Annotated in this window: 15 protein-coding genes; 13 read left to right on the forward strand and 2 right to left on the reverse strand. The window is 69.8% G+C overall.

Going from position 1 to position 22,551, the window contains the following annotated elements; genetic code table 11:
• Window positions 1-32: 32 nt before the first annotated feature.
• Entirely contained in the window at window positions 33-1,283 is a 1,251-nt protein-coding gene (locus tag ACIHCL_RS21590; protein ID WP_399864020.1) for a sugar ABC transporter substrate-binding protein, read from the reverse strand.
• 270 nt (window positions 1,284-1,553) lie between these two features.
• Between ACIHCL_RS21590 and ACIHCL_RS21595 the strand changes: the two genes are divergently transcribed.
• Complete coding sequence (locus ACIHCL_RS21595) at window positions 1,554-2,543, forward strand: acetylxylan esterase (protein ID WP_399864021.1); 990 nt, start codon at window positions 1,554-1,556, stop codon at window positions 2,541-2,543.
• 503 nt (window positions 2,544-3,046) lie between these two features.
• Here ACIHCL_RS21595 and ACIHCL_RS21600 read toward each other — a convergent pair.
• Window positions 3,047-4,102: a LacI family DNA-binding transcriptional regulator gene (locus ACIHCL_RS21600; protein ID WP_399864022.1), complete on the reverse strand. Its 1,056-nt coding sequence runs from the start codon at window positions 4,100-4,102 to the stop codon at window positions 3,047-3,049.
• A 560-nt stretch (window positions 4,103-4,662) separates the two neighbouring features.
• Between ACIHCL_RS21600 and ACIHCL_RS21605 the strand changes: the two genes are divergently transcribed.
• The 12 genes from ACIHCL_RS21605 (at window position 4,663) to ACIHCL_RS21660 (ending at window position 22,454) form a co-directional block, all read left to right on the forward strand.
• Complete coding sequence (locus tag ACIHCL_RS21605) at window positions 4,663-7,029, forward strand: ABC transporter family substrate-binding protein (RefSeq protein ID WP_399864023.1); 2,367 nt, start codon at window positions 4,663-4,665, stop codon at window positions 7,027-7,029.
• A gap of 735 nt (window positions 7,030-7,764) precedes the next feature.
• Window positions 7,765-9,669, forward strand: a complete 1,905-nt coding sequence (gene typA, locus ACIHCL_RS21610) for a translational GTPase TypA (RefSeq protein ID WP_399864025.1) — start codon at window positions 7,765-7,767, stop codon at window positions 9,667-9,669.
• 556 nt (window positions 9,670-10,225) lie between these two features.
• A complete protein-coding gene (locus tag ACIHCL_RS21615; RefSeq protein WP_399864027.1) occupies window positions 10,226-11,869 on the forward strand; it encodes an ABC transporter substrate-binding protein in 1,644 nt (547 codons plus the stop codon).
• Window positions 11,870-12,021: 152 nt separating this feature from the next.
• A complete protein-coding gene (locus ACIHCL_RS21620; RefSeq protein WP_399864207.1) occupies window positions 12,022-12,948 on the forward strand; it encodes an ABC transporter permease in 927 nt (308 codons plus the stop codon).
• Entirely contained in the window at window positions 12,941-13,891 is a 951-nt protein-coding gene (locus tag ACIHCL_RS21625; RefSeq protein WP_399864028.1) for an ABC transporter permease, read from the forward strand. Before ACIHCL_RS21620 ends, ACIHCL_RS21625 begins: the two co-directional genes overlap by 8 nt.
• 11 nt (window positions 13,892-13,902) lie before the next feature.
• Complete coding sequence (locus ACIHCL_RS21630; protein WP_399864030.1) at window positions 13,903-14,961, forward strand: ABC transporter ATP-binding protein; 1,059 nt, start codon at window positions 13,903-13,905, stop codon at window positions 14,959-14,961.
• Window positions 14,954-16,105, forward strand: a complete 1,152-nt coding sequence (locus tag ACIHCL_RS21635) for an ABC transporter ATP-binding protein (protein ID WP_399864032.1) — start codon at window positions 14,954-14,956, stop codon at window positions 16,103-16,105. The genes ACIHCL_RS21630 and ACIHCL_RS21635 overlap by 8 nt, the downstream gene beginning before the upstream one ends.
• Before the next feature lie 489 nt (window positions 16,106-16,594).
• Window positions 16,595-18,220 (forward strand): ABC transporter substrate-binding protein, encoded by a 1,626-nt coding sequence (locus ACIHCL_RS21640; protein WP_399864033.1) that lies wholly within the window; start codon window positions 16,595-16,597, stop codon window positions 18,218-18,220.
• A 183-nt stretch (window positions 18,221-18,403) separates the two neighbouring features.
• Window positions 18,404-19,327 (forward strand): ABC transporter permease, encoded by a 924-nt coding sequence (locus ACIHCL_RS21645; protein WP_399864035.1) that lies wholly within the window; start codon window positions 18,404-18,406, stop codon window positions 19,325-19,327.
• The gene (locus tag ACIHCL_RS21650) at window positions 19,320-20,297 is read left to right on the forward strand and encodes an ABC transporter permease (RefSeq protein ID WP_399864037.1); all 978 of its coding nucleotides are present in this window, start codon (window positions 19,320-19,322) and stop codon (window positions 20,295-20,297) included. Before ACIHCL_RS21645 ends, ACIHCL_RS21650 begins: the two co-directional genes overlap by 8 nt.
• 11 nt (window positions 20,298-20,308) lie before the next feature.
• Entirely contained in the window at window positions 20,309-21,289 is a 981-nt protein-coding gene (locus tag ACIHCL_RS21655) for an ABC transporter ATP-binding protein (RefSeq protein ID WP_399864039.1), read from the forward strand.
• Window positions 21,279-22,454: an ABC transporter ATP-binding protein gene (locus ACIHCL_RS21660; RefSeq protein WP_399864041.1), complete on the forward strand. Its 1,176-nt coding sequence runs from the start codon at window positions 21,279-21,281 to the stop codon at window positions 22,452-22,454. The genes ACIHCL_RS21655 and ACIHCL_RS21660 overlap by 11 nt, the downstream gene beginning before the upstream one ends.
• Window positions 22,455-22,551: the final 97 nt, after the last annotated feature.

Genomic DNA, 22,551 nt, shown 5'->3' on the forward strand with positions numbered 1-22,551 from the left:
CTCCTGCTTCGCGTACATCACGGGGCCGTTGATCACTTCACGAGGGATTCGATCTGGGACTGGGCCGTCCCCAGCGCGTCCTCGGCCGACGCCTTGCCCTGGGTGACCTTGGCGATGGCCTGGTCGACCTTGTCGGTGATCTCGGTCCAGTTGGACAGCGAGGGCGAGGACTTGGCGGTGTCCATCTGCTTCTTGAAGACCTGGAGGTTGGCGTCGTCGGCGAGGTCGCCGGAGGTCCAGGCCGAGGTGTTGGCCGGCAGGTCCTTGGTGCGCTTGTACCAGTCGGCCTGGCCCTCGGTGTCGGTCAGGTACTCGATGAACTCCGTGGCGGCGGCCTTGTGCTTGCTGTCCTTGGAGATCACCAGGGAGGAGCCGCCGGCCATGGAGACGGAGGATGCGTCGGCGGGCACGTTGGCCACCGCCCACTTGCCCTTGATCTGCGGCTGGCCCTCGTTCAGCAGGGTGACGTGCCAGGGGCCGCCGAAGAACATCGGGACGCGGCCGTTGCCGAAGTCCTTCACCACGTCGTAGCCGGGCTGCACGGACTTGTTGGCGAGGCCCTTGTCGAAGTAGGAACCGTACTCCTTGAGCGCCTTCACGGCCTCGGGGCTGTCGATGACGACCTTGCCCTTGTCGTCGACGATCTCGCCGCCGGCGGAGTAGAGGAAGGAGTAGAAGTTCTGCACCGTGTCCAGGCCGCTCGGCTGGATGGACAGGCCCCACTTGGTCCCGGCCTTCTTCTGGTAGGCCGTGGCGAGGTCCTGCATCTCCTTCCAGTTGGTCGGAGCCTTGGTGACACCGGCCTTTTCGGCCAGGTCGGTGCGGTAGTAGAGGACGCGGGTGTCGACGTACCACGGCACGCCGTACACCTGGCCGTCCACCTCGCCCTGCTTCCAGCCGGACGCGAAGAAGTCCTTCTCGTCGAACTTCTTGGTGTCGACCGGCTCCAGAACGCCGAGCTCGGCGAACTCGCCCAGGTAGCTTCCGCCCATCTGCGCCACGTCGGGCAGGGTGCCGGCGGCGGCGGCGGAGACCAGCTTCTGGTGGGCGACGTCCCAGCCGACCGGGGTGACCTTCACAGTCACGTTCGGGTGGTCCTTGGTGTACTCCTTGGCCACATCCGTGAGCTTCTCGCCCTCGGCGCCCATGGCCCAGACGGTGAGCGTCTGCTTCTCGTCCGCCGCGGCGCCGTCTCCACCGGAACTGCCGCAGGCGGTGACGCCGAAGGTGAGGGCGGCGGCGACGGCGATCCCGACCGAGACGTTTCTGGTGGTGCGGGGCATGGAGGGCTCCTCCTTGAGCGATCCGGATGTATGCGCTGCCTGTAAGCGCATACATCACTCTGCGACAGGAATTCAGGATTCCGCAAGAGGGTGCTGGGTCACACTCGCGCAACGTGCCGGACACCTGAAGGTTCGACTTGGCACGTTAGGTGCACTGTTTGCGAAGTTGGTAATGGAGTGACCGGTTGGCGGGCGAATATGACGGATTGTTCGTGAGGCGTCACGGATAGTGCGATAAGGCGCACCCGCGTCTTCGCTACTGTCGTGGCCATGACTTCGTTCGAACACGATTTCCCCTTCGATCCGACTTATGGGCGCACGCTCGACGAACTGCTCCGCATCCCCGCCCCCGAGGCCCCCGACGACTTCGACGCCTTCTGGCGGAATCGGTACGCGCAGGCGCGTGCGGTCGCCACGGAGCCGGAGCTGGGGCCGCTGGAGGAGGAGCGCGACGGCGTACGGATCCACGGGGTGACGTTCACGTCGGTCGGCGGGGCGCGGCTCGGAGGCTGGCTCGCGCTGCCCGTCGAGGGCGCGGCGGAGCATGGATTCGTCATCGGGCACGGGTACGGAGGCCGTCAGGGGCCCGGCCCCGACGTGCCGCTGCCGCTGCCCCGGTCGGCGGCGATCCTGCCGTGCGTGCGGGGCCTGCCCGCGCGCGGCCTGTGGGAGGGCGTCCCGGACACCTCCGGCGGTCACGTCCTGCACGGCATCGCCTCCCGCGACACCTACGTCATCGGCGACTGCGTGGCGGACCTGTGGTGCGCAGCGTCCGCGCTGAACGAGCTGGTCCCGGAGACGGACCCGGCGGCGGGCGGCCCGCGGCTCGGATATCTCGGCGAGAGCTTCGGCGGCGGGCTGGGCGCGCTGGCCCTGCCCTGGGACGACCGGTTCGGGGCCGGGCAGCTCACCGTTCCCACCTTCGGCAACCATCCGCTGCGGCTCACCCTGCGCTGCGCGGGGAGCGGGGAGGCGGTGCGGGGGTATCACCGCGGGCACCCGGAGGTCACGGAGGTGCTGCGGTACTTCGACGCCGCCACGGCCGCGACCCGGCTGGAGCTGCCCACACTGGTGGCGGCGGCGCTCTTCGACCCGTCCGTGCCGCCGCCGGGGCAGTTCGCCGTCCACAACGCCCTCCCCGGCGCGCGCGAACTCCAGGTGCTGAGCGCGGGGCACTTCGACTATCCGGACGGGGCGGCGGAGACGGAGGAGCTGCGGGCGGCCCGGAGCCGGTTCTTCGGTACCCACCTGAAGGCGTGACGGTCTGCCCGAGAACGTGCCTGAAGGCGTGACGGGGGGCGGGTCCTGACGGGAGTGCCGCGCGTGGGACGGCAGGCGGCGTACGCGCCGGGCGCGCGGACCAGGGCTCGGGCGTACGCATCTGAAGGACCGGAGCGGGCGCCCGGCCCGCGTCGTCCGGGGGAGGGCCCGGCGGGCACGTCGTCCGGGGGAGGGCCCGGGGGCCCCGGACGGGCGGGCCCGGTGTCTCCGGTGCGCCGGACGATCCGCCGCCGGGCGGTGCGCCGGGCGCACGGGGCGAGGCAGTCGTACGGTGCAGGGCTCGCTCGTACGGGCTCGTACGGGGAGGGAGGGGGCGGCGCGCTCCGGGCGCGGGCGTACGCGGTATCGCGGCGCGTACGGGTAGCGGGAAGGGCCCGGTGTACGGGGAGAACCCGGTATACGGCGAGGGCCCGGTGTACGAGGAGGGCCCGGCGCGAGGGCGAGCCGTGGCGGTCGACCGTGGACGGCGCGGGCCGTACCGGTCAGCCGCAGCCGCAGCTCGCGCGGCGGACCACGGACACCGGCAGCATCAGCGAGACGGGCTCGCGCGTCTTGTCGTCCAGCCGCTGCACCAGCAACTCGACGGCCTGTTCGCCGAGCCGGCGGATGGGCTGGCGGACGGTGGTCAGGGGCGGACGCACGATCCGGCTGAGCGGAATGCCGTCGAAGCCGGTCACCGCGATGTCTTCCGGCACCCGCACCCCGCGCCGCTCCAGGGCCCGCAGGGCGCCCACCGCCATCTGGTCGTTCGCGAACAGCAGGGCCTCGGGGCGTTCGCCGTCCCGGTCCAGCAGCGCCTCGGTGGTCCGGGCGCCCTCCGCCTGCGTCATCATCTCGGCCCGCAGGTGCGGCGCGTCCGGGACCGGGAGCCCGGCGTCGCGGCACGCCTCCTGGAAGCCGCGGAACCTGGACTCGGCGTCCGGGGACTCGACCTCGCCGCCGACGAAGGCGAGCCTGCGCAGCCCATGGTCCTCGATCAGGTGGCGAGCCAGTTCGCGCTCCCCGTCGGCGTTCGCGACGACGATGTGGTCGAGATGGTCGATCTCGCGCGGCCCGGCGAGCATCACCACCGGCAGCCGCCGGGAAATCACTTCGAGGTCCTCGGTCGGCACCGTCCGCGCCAGCACGGCGAACCCGTCGACCCGCCCCGCCACCTTCGCGACGAGGCTCTCCGGCCCGCCCTCCAGGGACGCCGCGATCAGCAGCGCGTATCCGTGTCGGCGTGCCGCGCGTTCCATGCCGCGGATGATCTGGTCGGAGTAGAGCATCACCGCGTCGTCGGTGTCGCTGTCCGCCTCCGCGTCGGCCTCGGCGTCCGGGTCGGCGTAGTCGGGGAAGCAGAGGCCGAGTACGCCGGTGGTCCGGCTGGCCAGGCCCCGGGCGTTCCCACTGGGCACGTACCCGAGCCGGCGAGCGGCTTCGAGGACCCGCTCACGGGTCTGGGCGCGCACCGAATCGGGGGTTCGGTAGACGCGGGAGACGGTGGCAATGGAGACGCCCGACCGTTCGGCGACGTCGTACACCGTGGGGGCGCTCACTCGACCGACCGTCCGTTCTCTTCCGTCCGCGCGGATGCACCGCCGGAACGCACCGATCCCTCTATTGAAAGCGCATTCACCCTAATTCGCGCGGTGCGTGACGGGCAAGAAAGCTCGGCTCACCCTGGCGCGTCGGTGAGGCGCGCGGGCGTCGCGCGGGCGCCGGATCCGGTCGACGGCTCGCAGGTCGACACGGGGGGCGTGGGCCGGGTTGCGCGGGGCGGCGGAACACCGGCCGGGGTACGGGTCGAGCGCCTCGGAGGGGCGGAATCCGGAGCGGGGTACGGGGGGTTCGGAGCGCGGGCCGGGTGTGCGCGGGGGCGAACGTCACGGGGTACGGAATCCGGGGCGCGCTCGCGGCGGTCGCGGGCGCGTACCCCGGCGCGTTGCGCTGCGCGGGTGAGCTTGGGGGAGCCGCGCGCCGTGTCTGCGCCGCCTCTTGCGTGGGGGCGTTTTCAGTGGGGGAGCGACAGCAGTGTGATCAGCTGCATATGCCATGACATATGCACCATCCGGCCCCTCGGTGCGGGCGGGCCGGGCCGGCCCCGGAGGTATCAGCCATGTCCCACGTCGGCGTCCCGAGGGGGACGGCACGTAAGCGCCGTTCGCTCGCGCTCCTCACGACGGGTGTGCTGACGCTCCCCGTACTGGCCGGCTGCACCGCCGACGACGACGACGGAACGGCGACGGCCGCTGCCCCCCAGGACATCGCGGCCGCGAGCCGCGGCTCGGTCGCCTCCGGGGGCACGGCCCACTGGGCGATCGACGCCGTGCCCGCCACCTTCAACGCGTTCCAGGCCGACGCCGACGGCTCCACCACCCGCGTCACGGGCGCCCTGCTGCCGACGCTCTTCCCACTGGACGCCCAGGGCAGGCCGCAGCCCGACCCGGACTACCTGGAGTCCGCGAAGGTGACCGAGCGGGAACCCCGGCAGGTGGTGCGCTACAAACTCAACCAGAAGGCGGTGTGGAGCAACGGCCGGGAGATCGGAGCGCCCGACTTCGTCGCCCAGTGGCGGGCGCTGAGCGGCAAGAACTCGGCGTACTGGACCGCGCGCAACGCCGGTTACGACCGCATCCAGAAGATCGAGCGCGGCGCCGACGACCTGGAGGTCCGGGTCACCTTCGCCAAGCCGTACGCGGACTGGCGCTCGCTCTTCTCGCCGCTGTACCCGAAGGAGGTGACCGGCACCCCGAACGCCTTCAACGACGGCGCGCGGACCGCCCTCAAGGTCACGGCCGGGCCGTTCCGGCTGGGCGGCGTGGATCGGAAGGCGGGCGAGGTCACCCTCGTCCGCGAACCGCGCTGGTGGGGCAGAACGGCCAAACTCCGCTCACTCGTCTTCCGCGCCGTCGCCCCGCAGGACCGCGTCCGTGCCCTGACCGAGCACAAGGTCGACGTCGCCGACATCGACGCCGCCACGGCCCAGCGGATCGCGCAGGCGGGCCGCGGCAACGGCCCGAACGGGCAGCCTCCCGCCCAGGGACCCGGCGCCACGGACGGCCCGGCCGCCGCGATGCGTTCCTGGGCGATGGCGCACGGCTCGAACGAGGCGGAGGCGGCCGCCGCGCGGGCGGCCAGGGAGAAGGCCCGGGCCGCCGCCGAGGCGTACACGGCCGAGCAGAACGGGCTGGGCGGGTACGTGGTCCGCAAATCGCTGGAGCCCGCGTACACCCAGCTCGCGCTCAACGGCGAGTCCGGACCGCTCTCCGACGAGCGGGTACGGCGTGCGGTCGCCCGGGCCCTGAACCGGCAGGAACTCGCCGACACCGTGCTCAAGCCGCTCGGCCTGCCCGCCGCACCGCTCGGCAGCCACCTGGCCCTGGCGGGACAGCCCGGATACCAGGACGGCAGCGGCGCACTGGGTGCCGAGGACAAGGAGGAGGCGCGGGCCCTGCTCGCCGACGCGGGATGGACCCGTGAGGGCGCGGCCAAGAAGCCGGGCGGCGCGAAGGCGGGCAGCGAGGCCGAGAAGGACGCCGAGAAGAAGAGCGCCGAGAAGGCCGAGGAGAAGGACGCCGAGAAGACGGAGAAGGACGGCAAGAACGCCGACGGCGGCAAGAACGGTGAGGGCAGGAGCGGCGGCGTGACCGGCACGGACGCCGCCGACGGCCCTTACATCGTGGGGGAGGACGGCAAGTCCGGCGACGCGGACGCGGACACCGGCTCTCCGGTCCTCGCCCCCGCCCCGGTCGCCGCGGCCCACAGCGCCGCCCTGCTGCGGCAGGCCGGGCGACTGACCGGAACCGGGGTCACCGCCGGGGTCGCCGCCCAGGACCAGCACCACCACGGCGGCGCGGCCGGTGCCTACGCCCCCGCCGGGACCGCCGCCCCGGCACCGGAGACCGGCCGCGGCCCGCTCGGGAAGGACGGCCGGCCGCTGAACCTGCGCTTCGTCCTGCCGTCCGGGCCCGGGGCGGAGCCGCTGCGCATGGTCGGCAACAAGATCGTGGCGATGCTCGACTCGATCGGCATCGGCACGACGATCACCAGGGTCTCGGACGACAGCTACTTCCGGGACCACATCGCCGCCGGCGACTACGACCTGGCGCTCTACTCCTGGCCCGCCACGGCCTACCCGGCGACCGACGGCCGCCCGATCTACGCCAAACCGGTGCCGGCCGGTGACGGTTCGCTGCTGGTCGAGCAGAACTACACCCGCGTCGGCACGGACCACATCAACCAGCTCTTCGAGCAGGCGGTCTCCGAACTCGACGAGGGGGCCGCCCGGGATCTGATCAAGCAGGTGGACGCCAGGATCTGGGCCGTCGCCGGGTCGATCCCCCTGTTCCAGCGGCCGCAGCTCGTGGCGACCGACAAGAAGCTGGTGAACGTCGGTGCCTTCGGCTTCGGCGCGCCCCACTACCAGGACATCGGCTTCAAGAGCCCGCAGCCCGCGGGGCCTCCCGCGAACCGCACGGAGTAGCGCTCCCGCGCACCCGACGGGCGGGCCGTCGCGGGCTGTCGAGAGCGGGCCGGTGACGAGCCGCGCAGCGGGCGGGCCGTCGGGAGCCGCGCGGTATGCGAGGAGAGGTACGGGAGGAACGGCAGGTCAAGACGGTTCCGGAAGCTCAGAACTGGCTCAAGTCCCTTGCCCGCCGAGTTCCCCGGTGGGCAAGGTCGTGATCACCCGCTGACCCGGGTGGCCGCTCATTTCCCCCCACCTCCGGGACCCCCGGAACCGGGCGCTGCGGAGCCCCACCTCCACAGTCCCCGAGCCCCGTGTCAGATGTCCCACCGGGGTCCGTGGCCATGTCCTTCGGTGAAATCCGTCGGAAGACATGGCCACGGTGATGCGAACACGAAGCCCGCGCCGTACCGCCGCGCACCGAGGCGTGCACGCCCGGAGGCGCAAGCGACGGGGCGAGGCGCCCGATGCCGCTCGGAGCGGCCGGAGAGCCCCTGCGGCCGACCTGGTCAGCGGGGGCGGACCGGCTGCCGGACGGCGGGTGAGTACCCGGTGCCGAGGCGGGGCGGCGGCCGGTGCGCGCCCGGCGGGGATTCCCGTGCGGCGGGCGGCCGGAGTCCGCCGGGGAAGCCGCTACGGCGTCGGCCCTTTACGATGGTGGGTAGCCGTGGCGCGTACGCCCGGCGGGCGTACGAGGACCCGAGAGCGACTGAGACGCCTGATCCCACGATCCGAGAGAAGCTCAAGCCACACATGCCCACGCGCCATGACATCCGCAACGTAGCCATCGTCGCCCACGTCGACCACGGCAAGACCACCATCGTCGACGGCATGCTCAAGCAGGCCGGTGCCTTCGCCGCGCACCAGCTCGACTCCGTGGACGACAGGGTCATGGACTCGAACGATCTGGAACGTGAGAAGGGCATCACGATCCTCGCCAAGAACACGGCGGTGAAGTACCACCCCAAGGACGGCGGGGACCCGATCACCATCAACATCATCGACACTCCGGGCCACGCCGACTTCGGTGGCGAGGTCGAGCGCGGTCTGTCGATGGTCGACGGCGTGGTGCTGCTGGTGGACTCCTCCGAGGGCCCGCTCCCGCAGACGCGTTTCGTGCTGCGCAAGGCCCTTCAGGCCCGGCTCCCCGTCATCCTGTGCATCAACAAGACGGACCGTCCCGACGCCCGCATCGACGAGGTGGTCAACGAGGCGTACGACCTCTTCCTCGACCTGGACGCGGACGAGGAGCAGATCGAGTTCCCGATCGTCTACGCCTGCGGCCGTGACGGCATCGCCTCGCTGACCAAGCCGGAGGACGGCACCGTCCCGGCCGACTCCACCAGCCTGGAGCCGTTCTTCTCGACGATCCTCCAGCACATCCCGGCCCCGCGGTATGACGAGGACGCCCCGCTCCAGGCCCACGTCACCAACCTGGACGCCGACAACTTCCTGGGCCGCATCGCGCTCTGCCGCGTCGAGCAGGGCGAGCTGCGCAAGGGCCAGACCGTCACCTGGATCCGGCGCGACGGCACGATGTCCAACGTCCGCGTCTCCGAACTGCTGATGACCGAGGCGCTCACCCGCAAGCCGGCCGAGGTGGCGGGTCCGGGCGACATCTGCGCCATCGCCGGCATCCCGGACATCATGATCGGCGAGACGCTGGCCGACCCGGAGAACCCGATCGCGCTGCCGCTGATCACGGTCGACGAGCCCGCCATCTCGATGACCATCGGCACCAACACCTCGCCGCTGGTCGGCCGCGGCGGCACCGGCAAGGGTGCCGAGAACAAGGCGGCCGTCAAGGACCGCAAGCTCACCGCCCGCCAGGTCAAGGACCGCCTCGACCGCGAGCTGATCGGCAATGTCTCGCTCCGCGTCCTCGACACCGAGCGTCCCGATGCCTGGGAGGTGCAGGGCCGCGGCGAGCTGGCGCTGGCCATCCTCGTCGAGCAGATGCGCCGTGAGGGCTTCGAGCTGACGGTGGGGAAGCCGCAGGTCGTCACCAGGGAGGTCGACGGCAAGGTCCACGAGCCCGTCGAGCGCCTGACCGTCGACGTCCCCGAGGAGCACATGGGCCCGGTCACGCAGCTCATGGGCGTCCGCAAGGGCCGCATGGACAACATGTCGAACCACGGCTCCGGCTGGGTCCGCATGGAGTTCGTCGTCCCCTCCCGCGGTCTCATCGGTTTCCGCACCGAGTTCCTGACGCAGACCCGGGGCACCGGCATCGCGCACTCCATCCACGAGGGCCACGAGCCGTGGTTCGGTCTGCTGACCACGCGCAGCAACGGTTCGCTCGTCGCCGACCGTGCCGGTGCCGTCACCGGCTTCGCGATGACCAACCTCCAGGAGCGGGGCGTCCTCTTCATCGAGCCGGGCACCGAGGTCTACGAGGGCATGATCATCGGGGAGAACTCCCGCGCCGACGACATGGACGTCAACATCACCAAGGAGAAGAAGCTCACCAACATGCGCTCCTCCACGGCCGATGTCGCCGAGTCGATCGTGCCGCCGCGCAAGCTCTCCCTGGAGCAGTCGCTGGAGTTCTGCCGGGACGACGAGTGCGTCGAGGTCACCCCGGAGGCCGTCCGCATCCGCAAGGTGAACCTGGACTCCCGCGAGCGCGCCCGCGCCGCCTCACGCGCCAAGCGCTGAAACTCGCCTGCCCGGACCCGGCCCCTCCGCCCCGCGCGGAGGGGCCGGGTCTTTTCGGGAGGCCTGCTCGGTCGGTCTCGGGGCGTTCCTTGACGCCTCGGGGGCTTTCGGGACGAACCGGAGGAACCCCGCGACGGCGTCGGTGCGGACTCGTTTCGACCCTCGGTGCGGCATGTGTTGCGGTGTCAGGAACTGAGAGCGAAGATTCCGCTGATATACAACCCACTTTCATCGATCAGATGTCCGGTTATCGGGCGTCGCTCTCCGGAACATGTATTAACGGTCCGTTTCGGGGGTGTCTGTCTAGGATCGCTTTGTCCGCATTTCGGGTCTACGCGTGCAGTTGATGTTGCCAAAACGAGACCCTTTAGGTGTGGTTTACGGCCCAGCTGTCCTTAATAGTTGGCTCGATGAGCTCGGGTCAATGGGTCACGCACTGTGGGGAGTGCCGACTCACGAGCACACTCGGGGCACTGAACGATCACCGTCAGGGGTGTCGGTGTATCACTCCAGTGCCCTTCTTGTAGTCAAAAGTGGACTCATGAGGAGGAAACCCATGCGTGGTGCCAAGAGCGCCAAGTGGGTCGCGGGAGCGGCAATCATCGCCCTGGGCGTGACCGCTTGTGGCGGCGGGGGCAAGGACAGCGACAGCGGAATGAACTCCGGCAAGGCGGACCCGAAGGGGGTTCTGACCGCCCAGCTCGGCGAGCCGCAGAACCTGCTCCAGCCGGCGAACGCCAAGGAGAGCCAGGGCAGCCGCGTCCTGCGCACCATCTTCTCCGGCCTGGTCGACTACGAGCCCGGCACCGGCAAGCTCGTCTACGTCAACGCCGAGTCGGTCACCCCCAACGCCGACTCGTCCGAGTGGACCGTCAAGCTCAAGCCGGGCTGGAAGTTCCACGACGGCACCACGGTCACCGCCCAGTCCTACGTGGACTCCTGGAACTGGTCGGCCAACGTCAAGAACAACCAGACCAACTCCAGCTGGTTCGAGGACGTCAAGGGTTACGAGGACGTTCACCCGGCGAAGGGCGAGCCGAAGTCCGACAAGATGTCGGGTCTGAAGGTCGTCGACGAGAACACCTTCACGATCACCCTGAACGGCCCGGTCTCGTACTTCGCGTACAAGCTCGGTTACATCGTGTGGGCGCCGCTGCCCGAGTCCTTCTTCAAGGACCCGAAGGCCGCCGGTGAGCACCCGATCGGCAACGGTCCCTACAAGTTCGTCTCCTGGGACCACAAGAAGCTGATCAAGGTCCGGAAGTTCGACGACTACCAGGGCCCGAACAAGGCCAAGAACGGTGGCATCGACTTCAAGAACTACACCACCGCCGAGGCCGCCTACTCGGACCTGCGGTCGGACAACCTCGACTGGATCGAGCAGGTCCCGACCACGTCGCTCACCAGCTACAAGCAGGACCTCGGTGACCGCGCCATCGACGCCGAGTACTCCGCGGTCCAGACGATCGTCCCGGCGTTCTACACCAAGCAGTTCAAGGGCATCGACCCCAAGGTCATCCAGGGTCTGTCGATGGCGATCGACCGCGACACGATCACCAAGACCGTGCTGCACGGCACCCGTAGCCCGGCCGACTCCTTCGTCGCCCGTGGTGTGCTCGGTTACAAGGCCGGCGCCCTGGGCGACGTGACCACGTACGACCCGGCCAAGGCCAAGGAGCTCATCAAGGAGGGTGGCGGCGTTCCGGAGAACAAGATCTGGATCCAGTACAACGCCGACCAGTCCCACAAGCCGTGGGTCGACGCGGTCTGCAACAGCATCCGCAAGGCCACCGGTGTCGAGTGCGTCGGCGACTCCAAGCCGGACTTCCAGGCCGACCTGAACGCCCGCGACAACAAGCAGGTCAAGTCCATCTACCGCAGTGGCTGGGTGCTCGACTACCCGGTCAACTCGAACTTCATGCGCGACCTGTACGGCACCACGGCCGCCGGTAACACCTCGGGTTACTCCAACAAGAAGTTCGACGAGCTCGCCTCGAAGGCCGACAAGGCCAAGACGCTGGACGAGACCGTCAAGCTCTACCAGGACGCCGAGCAGCTCCTGAAGGAGAACCTCCCGGCCATCCCGCTGTGGTTCTACAAGAACAACTCGGGCCAGTCGAACAACGTGTACGGCAAGATCGTCTACGGTCAGGACGGCGACCCCATCTTCACCGATGTCCAGGTGAAGGCCAAGAAGTAAGTATCGGGATCCGAAGGCCGGTCCCGCCGCTTCCTTCACAGGAGCGGCGGGACCGGCCGTAGGCGCGGAGGCCCCGGGGCTTCTCCCCCACACCCCGCGGCGGAGACAACTCTGAGCAGGCCCTCGCCGACCCCTCACGGCATGGAGGCATGATGGGGCGTTATGTCGCACGGCGACTGCTCCAGATGATCCCGGTATTCATCGGGACTACTCTGATTATTTTTCTCATGGTCCACATCCTTCCCGGCGACCCCATCCGGGCGATGTGGGGAGACAAGGCGGCGGACCCCGCACAGGTCGCCTCGCTGCGCCACGAGTTCGGGCTCGACCAGCCCTTGTGGAAGCAGTACGTCGACTACATGGCCAATCTCTTCCAGGGCGACTTCGGCAAGACCTTCGGCGGTCGCCAGGTCCTCGACGAGATGTCCGAGTCCTTCCCGGTGACGCTGCGGCTGACTGCCGTGGCCATGCTCATCGAGATCATCGTCGGCATCGGGCTCGGTGCCTGGGCGGGCCTGCGGGCCGGCAAGGCGGCCGACACCGGCGTGCTGATCTTCACCCTGATCGTCATCTCGATCCCGGTGTTCGTGCTCGGCTTCCTCGCCCGCTTCGTCCTGGCGGACACGCTCGGCTGGGTGGCCCCCAACGTCCAGGACTCCACGAGCTACGCGCAGTTGTTCCTACCGGGCTTCGTGCTCGCCATGCTCTCCATGGCATATGTGGCGCGACTGACCCGCACCACCTTCGCGGAGAACCTCCGTGCCGACTACATGCGCACCGCCATGGCCAAGGGCCTGCCTCGCCACCGCATCATCGGTGTCCACCTGCTGCGCAACTCGCTGATCCCCGTCATCACGTTCCTGGGTACGGACGTCGGCGGCTTCATCGGCGGAGCGGTCGTGACCGAGGGCATCTTCAACGTCCAAGGTGTCGGAAACCTGCTCTTCAAGGCGCTCCAGCAACGTGAGGGATCGACGATCGTCGGTGTCGTCACCGTCTTCGTCCTCGTCATCCTTGTGATCAACCTGCTCGTCGACCTGCTGTACGCGGTCCTGGACCCGAGGATCCGGTATGCCTGACGTGACCGAGACCAAGACCGAGGCGGTGGCGGACGCCACCACCGCTCCCTCGGCTGCGGAGGGGCAGCAGTCTCAGGGCAAGCCGCGAAGCCTCTGGGGTGACGCCTGGTACGACCTGCGTCATCGCCCGATGTTCTGGATCTCCTCGATCCTGCTGCTGCTTCTGCTGATCATCGCCACGTTCCCGGGGCTGTTCACCAGCGTGGACCCGCGTGACGGCGATCTGACCAACCACTTCCTGACCAAGCCGGAGCTGGGGCACTTCTTCCAGCCCGACTGGTTCGGCTACGACGGCCAGGGGCGGTCGATCTACGCGCGTGTCATCTATGGCACCCGCGCCTCGATCATGGTCGGCGTCGGCGTCACCGCGGCGGTCACCATCGTCGGCGGCCTGCTGGGCATGCTCGCCGGATACTTCGGCGGCTGGCTCGACGCGGTGATCTCCCGGATCACCGACATCTTCTTCGGCATCCCCTTCCTGCTCGGCGCGATGGTCGTCCTGAACGCCTTCACCGAGCGCAAGGTCTACGTGGTGATCCTGGCTCTCGCCTTCCTCGGCTGGACCTCGATCTGCCGTGTGATGCGCTCCTCCGTGATCACCGCGAAGCAGGCGGACTATGTGACGGCGGCCCGCGCGCTCGGCGCCGGTACCTCGCGCATCCTCTTCCGGCACGTCCTGCCGAACGCGATCGCCCCGACCATCGTCGTGGCCACCATCGCGCTGGGCGGGTACATCTCGGCCGAGGCGACGCTCTCGTTCCTCGGACTCGGTCTCGCCGACCCGACGGTCTCGTGGGGCATCGACATCTCCGAGGGCAGCCAGGCCATCCGCGACAACCCGCATGCACTGCTCTTCCCGGCGGGAATGCTCAGCATCACGGTCTTCGCGTTCATCATGCTCGGCGACGCGGTGCGCGACGCCCTCGACCCGAAGCTGCGCTGAGGAGGGCGTACGTGACCACCATCGACAAGACAGCAGACCTCCCGGCGCCGCGCGCCGGGGCGTCGGACAGCACTCCGCTGCTCGAAGTGCGCGATCTCCACGTGGAGTTCCACACCCGTGACGGCGTCGCCAAGGCCGTCAACGGCGTGAACTACAGCGTCGACTCGGGCGAGACCCTGGCCGTGCTCGGTGAGTCCGGCTCCGGCAAGTCCGTGACCGCCCAGGCGATCATGGGCATTCTCGACATGCCGCCCGGCAAGATCCCGCAGGGCCAGATCCTGTACCGCGGCCAGGACATGCTCACCATGAGCTTCGAGGAGCGGCGGAAGATCCGCGGCCAGAAGATCGCGATGATCTTCCAGGACGCGCTGTCCTCCCTCAACCCGGTGCTCTCGGTCGGCTACCAGCTCGGCGAGATGTTCCGGGTCCACCAGGGCCTCTCCAAGAAGGACGCCAAGCTCAAGGCCATCGAGCTGATGGACCGGGTCAAGATCCCCGCCGCGAAGGAACGCGTCGGCGACTACCCGCACCAGTTCTCCGGCGGTATGCGCCAGCGCATCATGATCGCCATGGCGCTGGCCCTGGAGCCGGACCTGATCATCGCGGACGAGCCCACCACGGCGCTCGACGTGACGGTCCAGGCGCAGGTCATGGACCTGCTCGCGGAGCTTCAGCGCGAGTACAACATGGGCCTGATCCTGATCACCCACGACCTCGGCGTGGTCGCCGACGTCGCGGACAAGATCGCGGTCATGTACGCGGGCCGGATCGTCGAGACGGCCCCGGTGCACGAGCTGTACAAGCGGCCCGCGCACCCGTACACCCGGGGTCTGCTCGACTCGATCCCGCGGCTCGACCAGAAGGGCCAGGAGCTCTACGCGATCAAGGGCCTGCCCCCCAACCTGCTCAAGATCCCGTCCGGCTGCGCCTTCAACCCCAGGTGCCCCAAGGCGGAGGACATCTGCCGCACCGAGATCCCGGCCCTGGTCCCGGTCTCCGAGCAGGACGGCAGCGAACTGCCCGGCCGCGGCAGCGCCTGCCACTTCTGGAAGGAGACGATCCATGGCTGAGCACGACAAGACGGACGAGACCATGGACGCGACGCCGAACGTCACCGAGGTCGTCGGCAACGAGGCCATGAGCGAGACCGCGGCGGTCGCGGCCATCGACGCGCCGGTGGAACGCGGTGAGCCGATCCTTCAGGTGCGCAATCTGGTCAAGCACTTCCCGCTGAGCCAGGGCATCCTCCTGAAGCGGCAGGTCGGCGCGGTCAAGGCGGTCGACGGAGTCTCCTTCGACCTGTACCAGGGCGAGACGCTCGGCATCGTGGGCGAGTCCGGCTGCGGCAAGTCCACCGTCGCCAAGCTCCTGATGCTCCTGGAGACCGCCACCTCCGGCGAGGTCTTCTACAAGGGCCAGGACATCACCAGGCTGTCCGGCAGGGCCCTCAAGGCCGTCCGCCGCAACATCCAGATGGTGTTCCAGGACCCGTACACCTCGCTCAACCCCCGTATGACGGTGGGCGACATCATCGGCGAGACGTACGAGATCCACCCCGAGGTGGCACCGAAGGGCGACCGCCGCCGCAAGGTCCAGGAGCTCCTGGACGTGGTGGGTCTGAACCCGGAGTACATCAACCGCTACCCGCACCAGTTCTCCGGCGGTCAGCGCCAGCGCATCGGCATCGCCCGCGGCCTCGCGCTCAACCCGGAGATCATCATCTGCGACGAGCCGGTCTCCGCGCTCGACGTGTCGGTGCAGGCGCAGGTCATCAACCTGATGGAGAAGCTCCAGGACGAGTTCAACCTCTCCTACCTCTTCATCGCGCACGACCTGTCGATCGTCCGGCACATCTCCGACCGGGTCGGCGTGATGTACCTCGGCAAGATCGCCGAGATCGGCACCGACGAGCAGATCTACGACCACCCGACGCACCCGTACACCCAGGCGCTGCTGTCGGCGGTCCCGGTGCCGGACCCGGACGCGCGCGCACACCGCGAGCGGATCATCCTCACCGGTGACGTGCCGTCCCCGGCGAACCCGCCGAGCGGCTGCCGCTTCCGCACTCGTTGCTGGAAGGCGCAGGACAAGTGCGCCCAGGAGATGCCGCTGCTGGCCGTGCCCGAGCGCTTCAAGACCTCGGACACGCCGGCCGCGCACGAATCGGCCTGCCACTTCGCCGAGGAGAAGGACGTCGTCGGCGCGGCTTCGTGACCCGGCGCGCCTGACCCGGCGCGTATGAGACGGACGGCCCGGAACCATGAGGTTCCGGGCCGTCCGTCGTGTTCGTCCCGCCGCCGTCGTGCCGGACCGCCCGCCGTGCCCGTCCGCCGTGCCCGGCACCCCGTCGCGTGGGCCACGCTCCGTCACGTCCGGCCTCCCGTCGGGTCCGGTGTTCTGCGCGTGCGGCCGTCCGCCGCGTCGGCACCGGAGCGCACCGTCGACCCGACGTCGCGTCAAGTCCGTGGGTCTCCGGGGGCTCTCCGGGCCCTCCACTCGGCCGTCGGCCCGTCAGATCGCGCTCGGGCCCGTTCGACGCCGCCCAGGCCGCTGCGGCCCCGTCGGACAGGTGACGGATGTACACGTACGGCCGTGGACGAGATGCGTGCACCGTGCCCGGAGGTGATATTGGCCGGTATGTGACACGGAGTGAGAATTCTGTGACACGGAGCGATGTGACCGGGGATGAGGAGGAGACACTCCATGCGCGGAGCCACACGGGCCGGGTGGGTCGCCTGCACGGCGGCCGTCGCCCTGGCGGCGACGGCATGCGGAGGCGGCGAAGAGCTCCGCGGCGGTCCCGACGGAATCGTGAGGTCCTCCTGGGGCGACCCGCAGAATCCGCTGGAACCGGCGAACACCAACGAGGTGCAGGGTGGCAAGGTCCTCGACATGATCTTCCGGGGGCTCAAGCGCTACGACCCGGGGACCGGCGCCGCCACGAACATGCTGGCCGAGCGGATCGAGACCAAGGACAACCAGAACTTCACGATCACCGTGAAGGAGGGCTGGACGTTCAGCGACGGCGAGAAGGTCACGGCCAGATCCTTCGTGGACGCCTGGAACTACGGCGCCGTGCTGAAGAACAACCAGAAGAACGCCTACTTCTTCGGCTACATCGACGGATACCACCAGGTCCACCCGGCGGCCGGCCCCGCCACCGCGAAGACGCTCTCCGGCCTCCGGGTGGTCGACGAACGCACCTTCACGGTCAGGCTGTCGCAGAAGTTCTCCCTGTGGCCCGACACCCTCGGCTACCCCGCCTTCGCCCCGCTGCCCCGGGCCTTCTTCACCGACCACGCCGGCTGGCTGGCCAAGCCCGTCGGCAACGGCCCGTACACCGTCGACTCGTACACCCGGGGCGCCGCGATGAGCCTGCGCAGATGGGATGCCTACCCCGGCCCCGACAAGGCGCGGAACGGCGGTATCGACCTCCAGGTCTACACCGACGGCAACACCGCCTACACCGATCTCATGGCCGGGAACCTCGACCTCGTCGACGACGTGCCCGCCGCGCAGCTGAAGAACGTCAAGGCGGACCTCGGCTCCCGCTACATCAACACCCCGGCCGGCATCATCCAGACCCTGGCCTTTCCGTTCTACGACCGGAAGTGGACCACTCCCGGCGCCGTCAAGGTCCGCCAGGGCCTGTCGATGGCCATCAACCGGGAGCAGATCACCCACCAGATCTTCCGGAACACCCGCACCCCCGCCTCCGACTGGACCTCCCCGGTTCTCGGCGAGCACGGCGGATTCAAGGAGGGGCTGTGCGGAGCGCCCTGCGCGTTCGACGCGGCCCGCGCCAAGAGGCTGATCCAGGAGGGCGGCGGCATCCCCGGCGGCCGGCTCACGATCACCTACAACGCGGACACCGGCTCCCACAAGGAGTGGGTGGACGCGGTCTGCAACAGCATCAACCGGGTGATGGGCAACAACGAGGCGTGCGTCGGCGCCCCGGTCGGCACGTTCGCCGACTTCCGCGGCCAGGTGGCCCGGCAGAAGCCGACCGGTGCCTGGCGGGCCGGCTGGCAGATGGACTACCCGCTGATCCAGAACTTCCTCCAGCCGCTGTACTACACCGACGCCTCCTCCAACGACGGCAGGTGGAGCAGCAAGAAGTTCGACGGACTGGTGGACCGGGCCAACGCCGAGTCCGACCGGGCCAGGGCCGTGGCGACCTTCCAGGAGGCGGAGAAGGTCCTGGCCGAACAGATGCCCGTCATCCCGCTCTGGTACCAGAACGGCAGCGCGGGCTACTCGGAGCGGGTGAGCGATGTGACGCTGAACCAGTTCAGCGTCCCGGTGTACGAGGGGATCCGGGTCAAGTGACCCGCCGAAGGGACGGGCGTTCCTCGGCGCACCGCCCGCCGTTCCCGGGTGCCGGCCCGAAGCCGCTCCAGAACCCCCGGCCGAAGCCGTCCCGGCCCGAAGCCGGTCCGGGCCCCCCGTCCCGGCCCTGAGCCCTCCGCCCCGGCGCCGAGCCCCGCCACCCCGCGAATCCCGGGAGCCCTCATGGGACGTTATGTGATCCGGCGGCTGCTGCAGATGATCCCGGTCTTCTTCGGCACCACCCTGCTGATCTTCCTCATGGTGAACGTGATGGGCGACCCCGTCGCGGGCCTCTGCGGCGAACGCCGGTGCGACCCCGCGACCGCCGCCCGGCTCCGTGCGGAGTTCGGCCTCGACAAGCCCCTGTGGCAGCAGTACGCGACGTACATGGGCAACGTCTTCACCGGCGACTTCGGCACCGCGTTCAACGGGCAGAAGGTCACCGAGCTGATGGGCGGCGCCTTTCCCGTCACGATCCGGCTCACCCTCGTCGCGATCGTCTTCGAGATCGTCATCGGCCTCGGCCTCGGCGTCGTCACCGGACTGCGCCGGGGCCGTCCCGTCGACACCACCGTCCTCGTCCTGACCCTGGTCGTCATCTCCGTGCCGACCTTCGTCACCGGTCTGCTGCTGCAACTCCTCCTGGGCGTCGAATGGGGCGTCGTCAGACCCTCCGTCTCGCCGGGGGCGCCCGTGAACGAACTGATCGTCCCCGGGCTGGTCCTCGCCTCGGTCTCGCTGGCGTACGTCACCCGGCTCACCCGGACCTCGATCGCTGAGAACGCCCGCGCCGACTACGTCCGCACAGCCGTCGCCAAGGGGCTGCCCGGTCGCCGCGTCGTCGTCCGCCATCTGCTGCGCAACTCGCTGATCCCCGTCGTCACGTTCATCGGCACCGACATCGGCGCCCTCATGGGCGGCGCGATCGTCACCGAGCGGATCTTCAACATCCACGGCGTCGGCTACCAGCTCTACCAGGGCATCCTGCGCCAGAACTCCCAGACCGTCGTCGGCTTCGTCACCGTCCTGGTGCTCGTCTTCCTGACGGCCAACCTGCTCGTCGACCTGCTGTACGCCGTACTCGACCCGAGGATCCGCTATGCCTGAGCAGCAGACACCGGACGAGGCGATCTCACCCGGCGGGGCGGGGGGCGCGACGGGCCTCGCCCTGGAGGAGGGCGCGACCCTCGGAAGGGCACCCGGCGGGCCCGGGGGCACCGGCCCCGCCCGGAAGCCGCGCAGTCTGTGGTCCGACGCCTGGCAGGACCTGCGCCGCGACCCGGTCTTCCTCGTCTCCGCCCTGGTCATCCTCTTCCTGGTGGTCATCTCCGTCTGGCCTTCGCTGATCGCCGGTCAGGACCCCCTCGACTGCGACCTCGCCAGGGCCCAGGACGGCCCCCGCCCCGGCCACCCCTTCGGCTTCGACGGACAGGGCTGCGACGTCTACACCCGCACCGTCCACGGCGCCAGGAACTCGGTGACCGTCGGCGTCTGCGCCACCCTCGGCGTGGCCCTCCTCGGCGGTGTCCTCGGCGGTCTGGCCGGATACTCCGGCGGCCGGTGGGACACCGTCCTCTCCCGGATCACCGATGTCTTCTTCGGTATCCCGGTGGTCCTCGGCGGGCTGGTCTTCCTCTCCGTCGTCACCGGCTCCACCGTCTGGCCGGTGATCGGCTTCATCGTGCTGCTCGGCTGGCCGCAGATCGCCCGCATCGCCCGGGGCTCCGTGATCACCGCCAAGCAGAACGACTACGTCCAGGCGGCACGGGCCCTCGGCGCCTCCCACACCCGGATCCTGCTGCGCCACATCGCCCCGAACGCCGTCGCACCGGTCATCGTCGTCGCGGCCATCGCGCTCGGCACGTACATCGCGCTGGAGGCCACCCTGTCGTTCCTCGGCGTCGGGCTGAGGCCGCCCGCCGTCTCCTGGGGCATCGACCTCTCCGCCGCCTCCCCGTACATCCGCAACGCCCCGCACATGCTGCTCTGGCCCGCCGGGGCCCTGGCGGTCACGGTCCTCGCCTTCATCATGCTCGGCGACGCGGTGCGCGACGCCCTCGACCCCAAGCTGCGCTGAGGAGCCCCGCCATGCTGCTCGAAGTACGCGACCTGCACGTGGAGTTCCACACCCGCGACGGCGTCGCCCAGGCCGTCGACGGGGTCGGCTACGCCGTGGACGAGGGCGAGACGCTGGCCGTCCTCGGAGAGTCCGGCTCCGGCAAGTCCGTCACCGCGCAGGCCGTCATGGGCATCCTCGACATGCCCCCGGGACGGATCGGCGGCGGCGAGATCCTCTTCAAGGGCCGCGACCTGCTGACACTGGGGAAGGAGGAGCGCAGGAGGATCCGCGGCCGGGAGATGGCCATGGTCTTCCAGGACGCGCTGTCCTCCCTCAACCCGGTGGTCAGCGTCGGGGACCAGCTCGGCGAGATGTTCGTCGTCCACCGCGGGATGTCCCGCAAGGACGCCCGGACGAAGGCCGTCGAGCTGATGGACCGGGTGCGCATCCCGGCGGCGGGGCAGCGCGTCCGCGACTACCCGCACCAGTTCTCCGGCGGAATGCGCCAGCGCATCATGATCGCCATGGCGCTGGCCCTGGAGCCCTCGCTGATCATCGCGGACGAGCCCACCACGGCGCTCGACGTGACGGTCCAGGCGCAGGTCATGGACCTGCTCGCGGAGCTCCGGCGCGAGCTGGACATGGGGCTGATCCTGATCACCCACGACCTGGGCGTGGTCGCCGACGTCGCGGACAGGATCGCGGTCATGTACGCGGGCCGGATCGTCGAAACGGCCCCCGTGCACGACCTCTACCGGGCCCCCGCCCACCCGTACACCAGGGGCCTGCTCCGGTCCATTCCGCGCCTGGACCACAAGGGCCGGGGGCTGTACGCGATCAAGGGCCTGCCGCCCAGTCTGCTGAGCGTCCCGCCCGGCTGCGCCTTCCACCCGCGCTGCCCGCTGGCCCGGGACGTCTGCCGGCACGGGGCGCCGCCCCCGCTGTACGAGGTGACCGAGCGGCGCCGGAGCGCCTGCCACTTCTGGCAGGAGGCGCTCCATGCGCGCTGATCACTCGACGCGCGCCGGCCGCGGGAGCGCCCGCGAACCCGGAGGCGTGCCCGGCGAACCGATCCTCCAGGTCCGGGACCTGGTCAAGCACTACCCGCTCACCCGGGGCGTGTTGTTCAAGAAGCGGATCGGCGCGGTCAAGGCGGTCGACGGGGTCTCCTTCGACCTGGCGGCGGGGGAGACGCTCGGCATCGTGGGGGAGTCGGGCTGCGGCAAGTCGACCGTGGCCCGGACGCTGGTGCATCTGGAACGGCCGACGGCCGGGGCGATCAGGTACAAGGGCGAGGACATCACCGGTCTCTCGGGGCGCGCGCTGAAGGCGGTGCGCCGCAACATCCAGATGGTGTTCCAGGACCCGTACACCTCGCTGAACCCGCGCATGACGGTGGGCGACATCGTCGGGGAGCCGTACGCGATCCACCCCGAGGCGGCGCCGAAGGGCGACCGGCGGCGCAAGGTCCAGGAGTTGCTGGACGTGGTGGGCCTGAACCCGGAGTACGTCAACCGTTACCCGCACCAGTTCTCCGGCGGTCAGCGCCAGCGCATCGGCATCGCCCGCGGCCTCGCGCTCAACCCGGAGATCATCATCTGCGACGAGCCGGTCTCCGCGCTCGACGTGTCGGTGCAGGCGCAGGTCATCAACCTGCTGGACCGGCTCCAGAGCGAGTTCGCGCTGAGTTACGTCTTCATCGCGCACGACCTGTCGGTCGTCCGGCACATCTCCGACCGGGTGGGCGTGATGTACCTCGGCCGGATCGTGGAGAGCGGCACCGACGAGCAGATCTACGACCACCCCACCCATCCGTACACCCAGGCGCTGCTGTCCGCCGTGCCGGTGCCGGACCCGACGGCGCGCGAGCGCCGGGAGCGGATCATCCTGCGCGGCGACATCCCCTCACCCGCCGACCCGCCCTCGGGCTGCCCCTTCCGGACCCGCTGCTGGAAGGCGCGGGAGCGCTGCGCGCGGGAGGTACCGCCGCTGGCGGTCCCGGAGGTCTTCCGGCTGACGGGCGGCCCCGCGGAGCACGCCTCGGCCTGCCACTTCGCGGAGGAGAGGCGGATGGCGCCACCGGGCGGGCCGGGTGGACCGGGCGGACGGGGTGGACAGGATGCGGGGGACGGGGAGGGCGGGGCGCCGCCGTCCGGGGCCGGCCCGGCGCGCTGACCGTGTGGCAGCGGTTCGGTGCACCGACCGCGTGAGCCGTGACGCGCGGGCCGGTCCGGCCGTTGCTGCCCCGGCACTCCGGTGCGTCGGCGGGGGA

The sequence above is a fragment of the Streptomyces sp. NPDC052042 genome (genome assembly GCF_044548345.1).
Taxonomy (GTDB): domain Bacteria; phylum Actinomycetota; class Actinomycetes; order Streptomycetales; family Streptomycetaceae; genus Streptomyces.

Coding starts and splice junctions, on each gene's coding strand:
- ACIHCL_RS21595 (WP_399864021.1), top strand. CDS start 1,554: ATGACTTCGTTCGAACACGATTTCCCCTTCGATCCGACTTATGGGCGC.
- ACIHCL_RS21650 (WP_399864037.1), top strand. CDS start 19,320: ATGCCTGAGCAGCAGACACCGGACGAGGCGATCTCACCCGGCGGGGCG.
- ACIHCL_RS21655 (WP_399864039.1), top strand. CDS start 20,309: ATGCTGCTCGAAGTACGCGACCTGCACGTGGAGTTCCACACCCGCGAC.
- ACIHCL_RS21625 (WP_399864028.1), top strand. CDS start 12,941: ATGCCTGACGTGACCGAGACCAAGACCGAGGCGGTGGCGGACGCCACC.
- ACIHCL_RS21605 (WP_399864023.1), top strand. CDS start 4,663: ATGTCCCACGTCGGCGTCCCGAGGGGGACGGCACGTAAGCGCCGTTCG.
- ACIHCL_RS21635 (WP_399864032.1), top strand. CDS start 14,954: ATGGCTGAGCACGACAAGACGGACGAGACCATGGACGCGACGCCGAAC.
- ACIHCL_RS21645 (WP_399864035.1), top strand. CDS start 18,404: ATGGGACGTTATGTGATCCGGCGGCTGCTGCAGATGATCCCGGTCTTC.
- ACIHCL_RS21620 (WP_399864207.1), top strand. CDS start 12,022: ATGGGGCGTTATGTCGCACGGCGACTGCTCCAGATGATCCCGGTATTC.
- ACIHCL_RS21615 (WP_399864027.1), top strand. CDS start 10,226: ATGCGTGGTGCCAAGAGCGCCAAGTGGGTCGCGGGAGCGGCAATCATC.
- ACIHCL_RS21590 (WP_399864020.1), bottom strand. CDS start 1,283: ATGCCCCGCACCACCAGAAACGTCTCGGTCGGGATCGCCGTCGCCGCC.
- ACIHCL_RS21640 (WP_399864033.1), top strand. CDS start 16,595: ATGCGCGGAGCCACACGGGCCGGGTGGGTCGCCTGCACGGCGGCCGTC.
- ACIHCL_RS21660 (WP_399864041.1), top strand. CDS start 21,279: ATGCGCGCTGATCACTCGACGCGCGCCGGCCGCGGGAGCGCCCGCGAA.
- typA (WP_399864025.1), top strand. CDS start 7,765: ATGCCCACGCGCCATGACATCCGCAACGTAGCCATCGTCGCCCACGTC.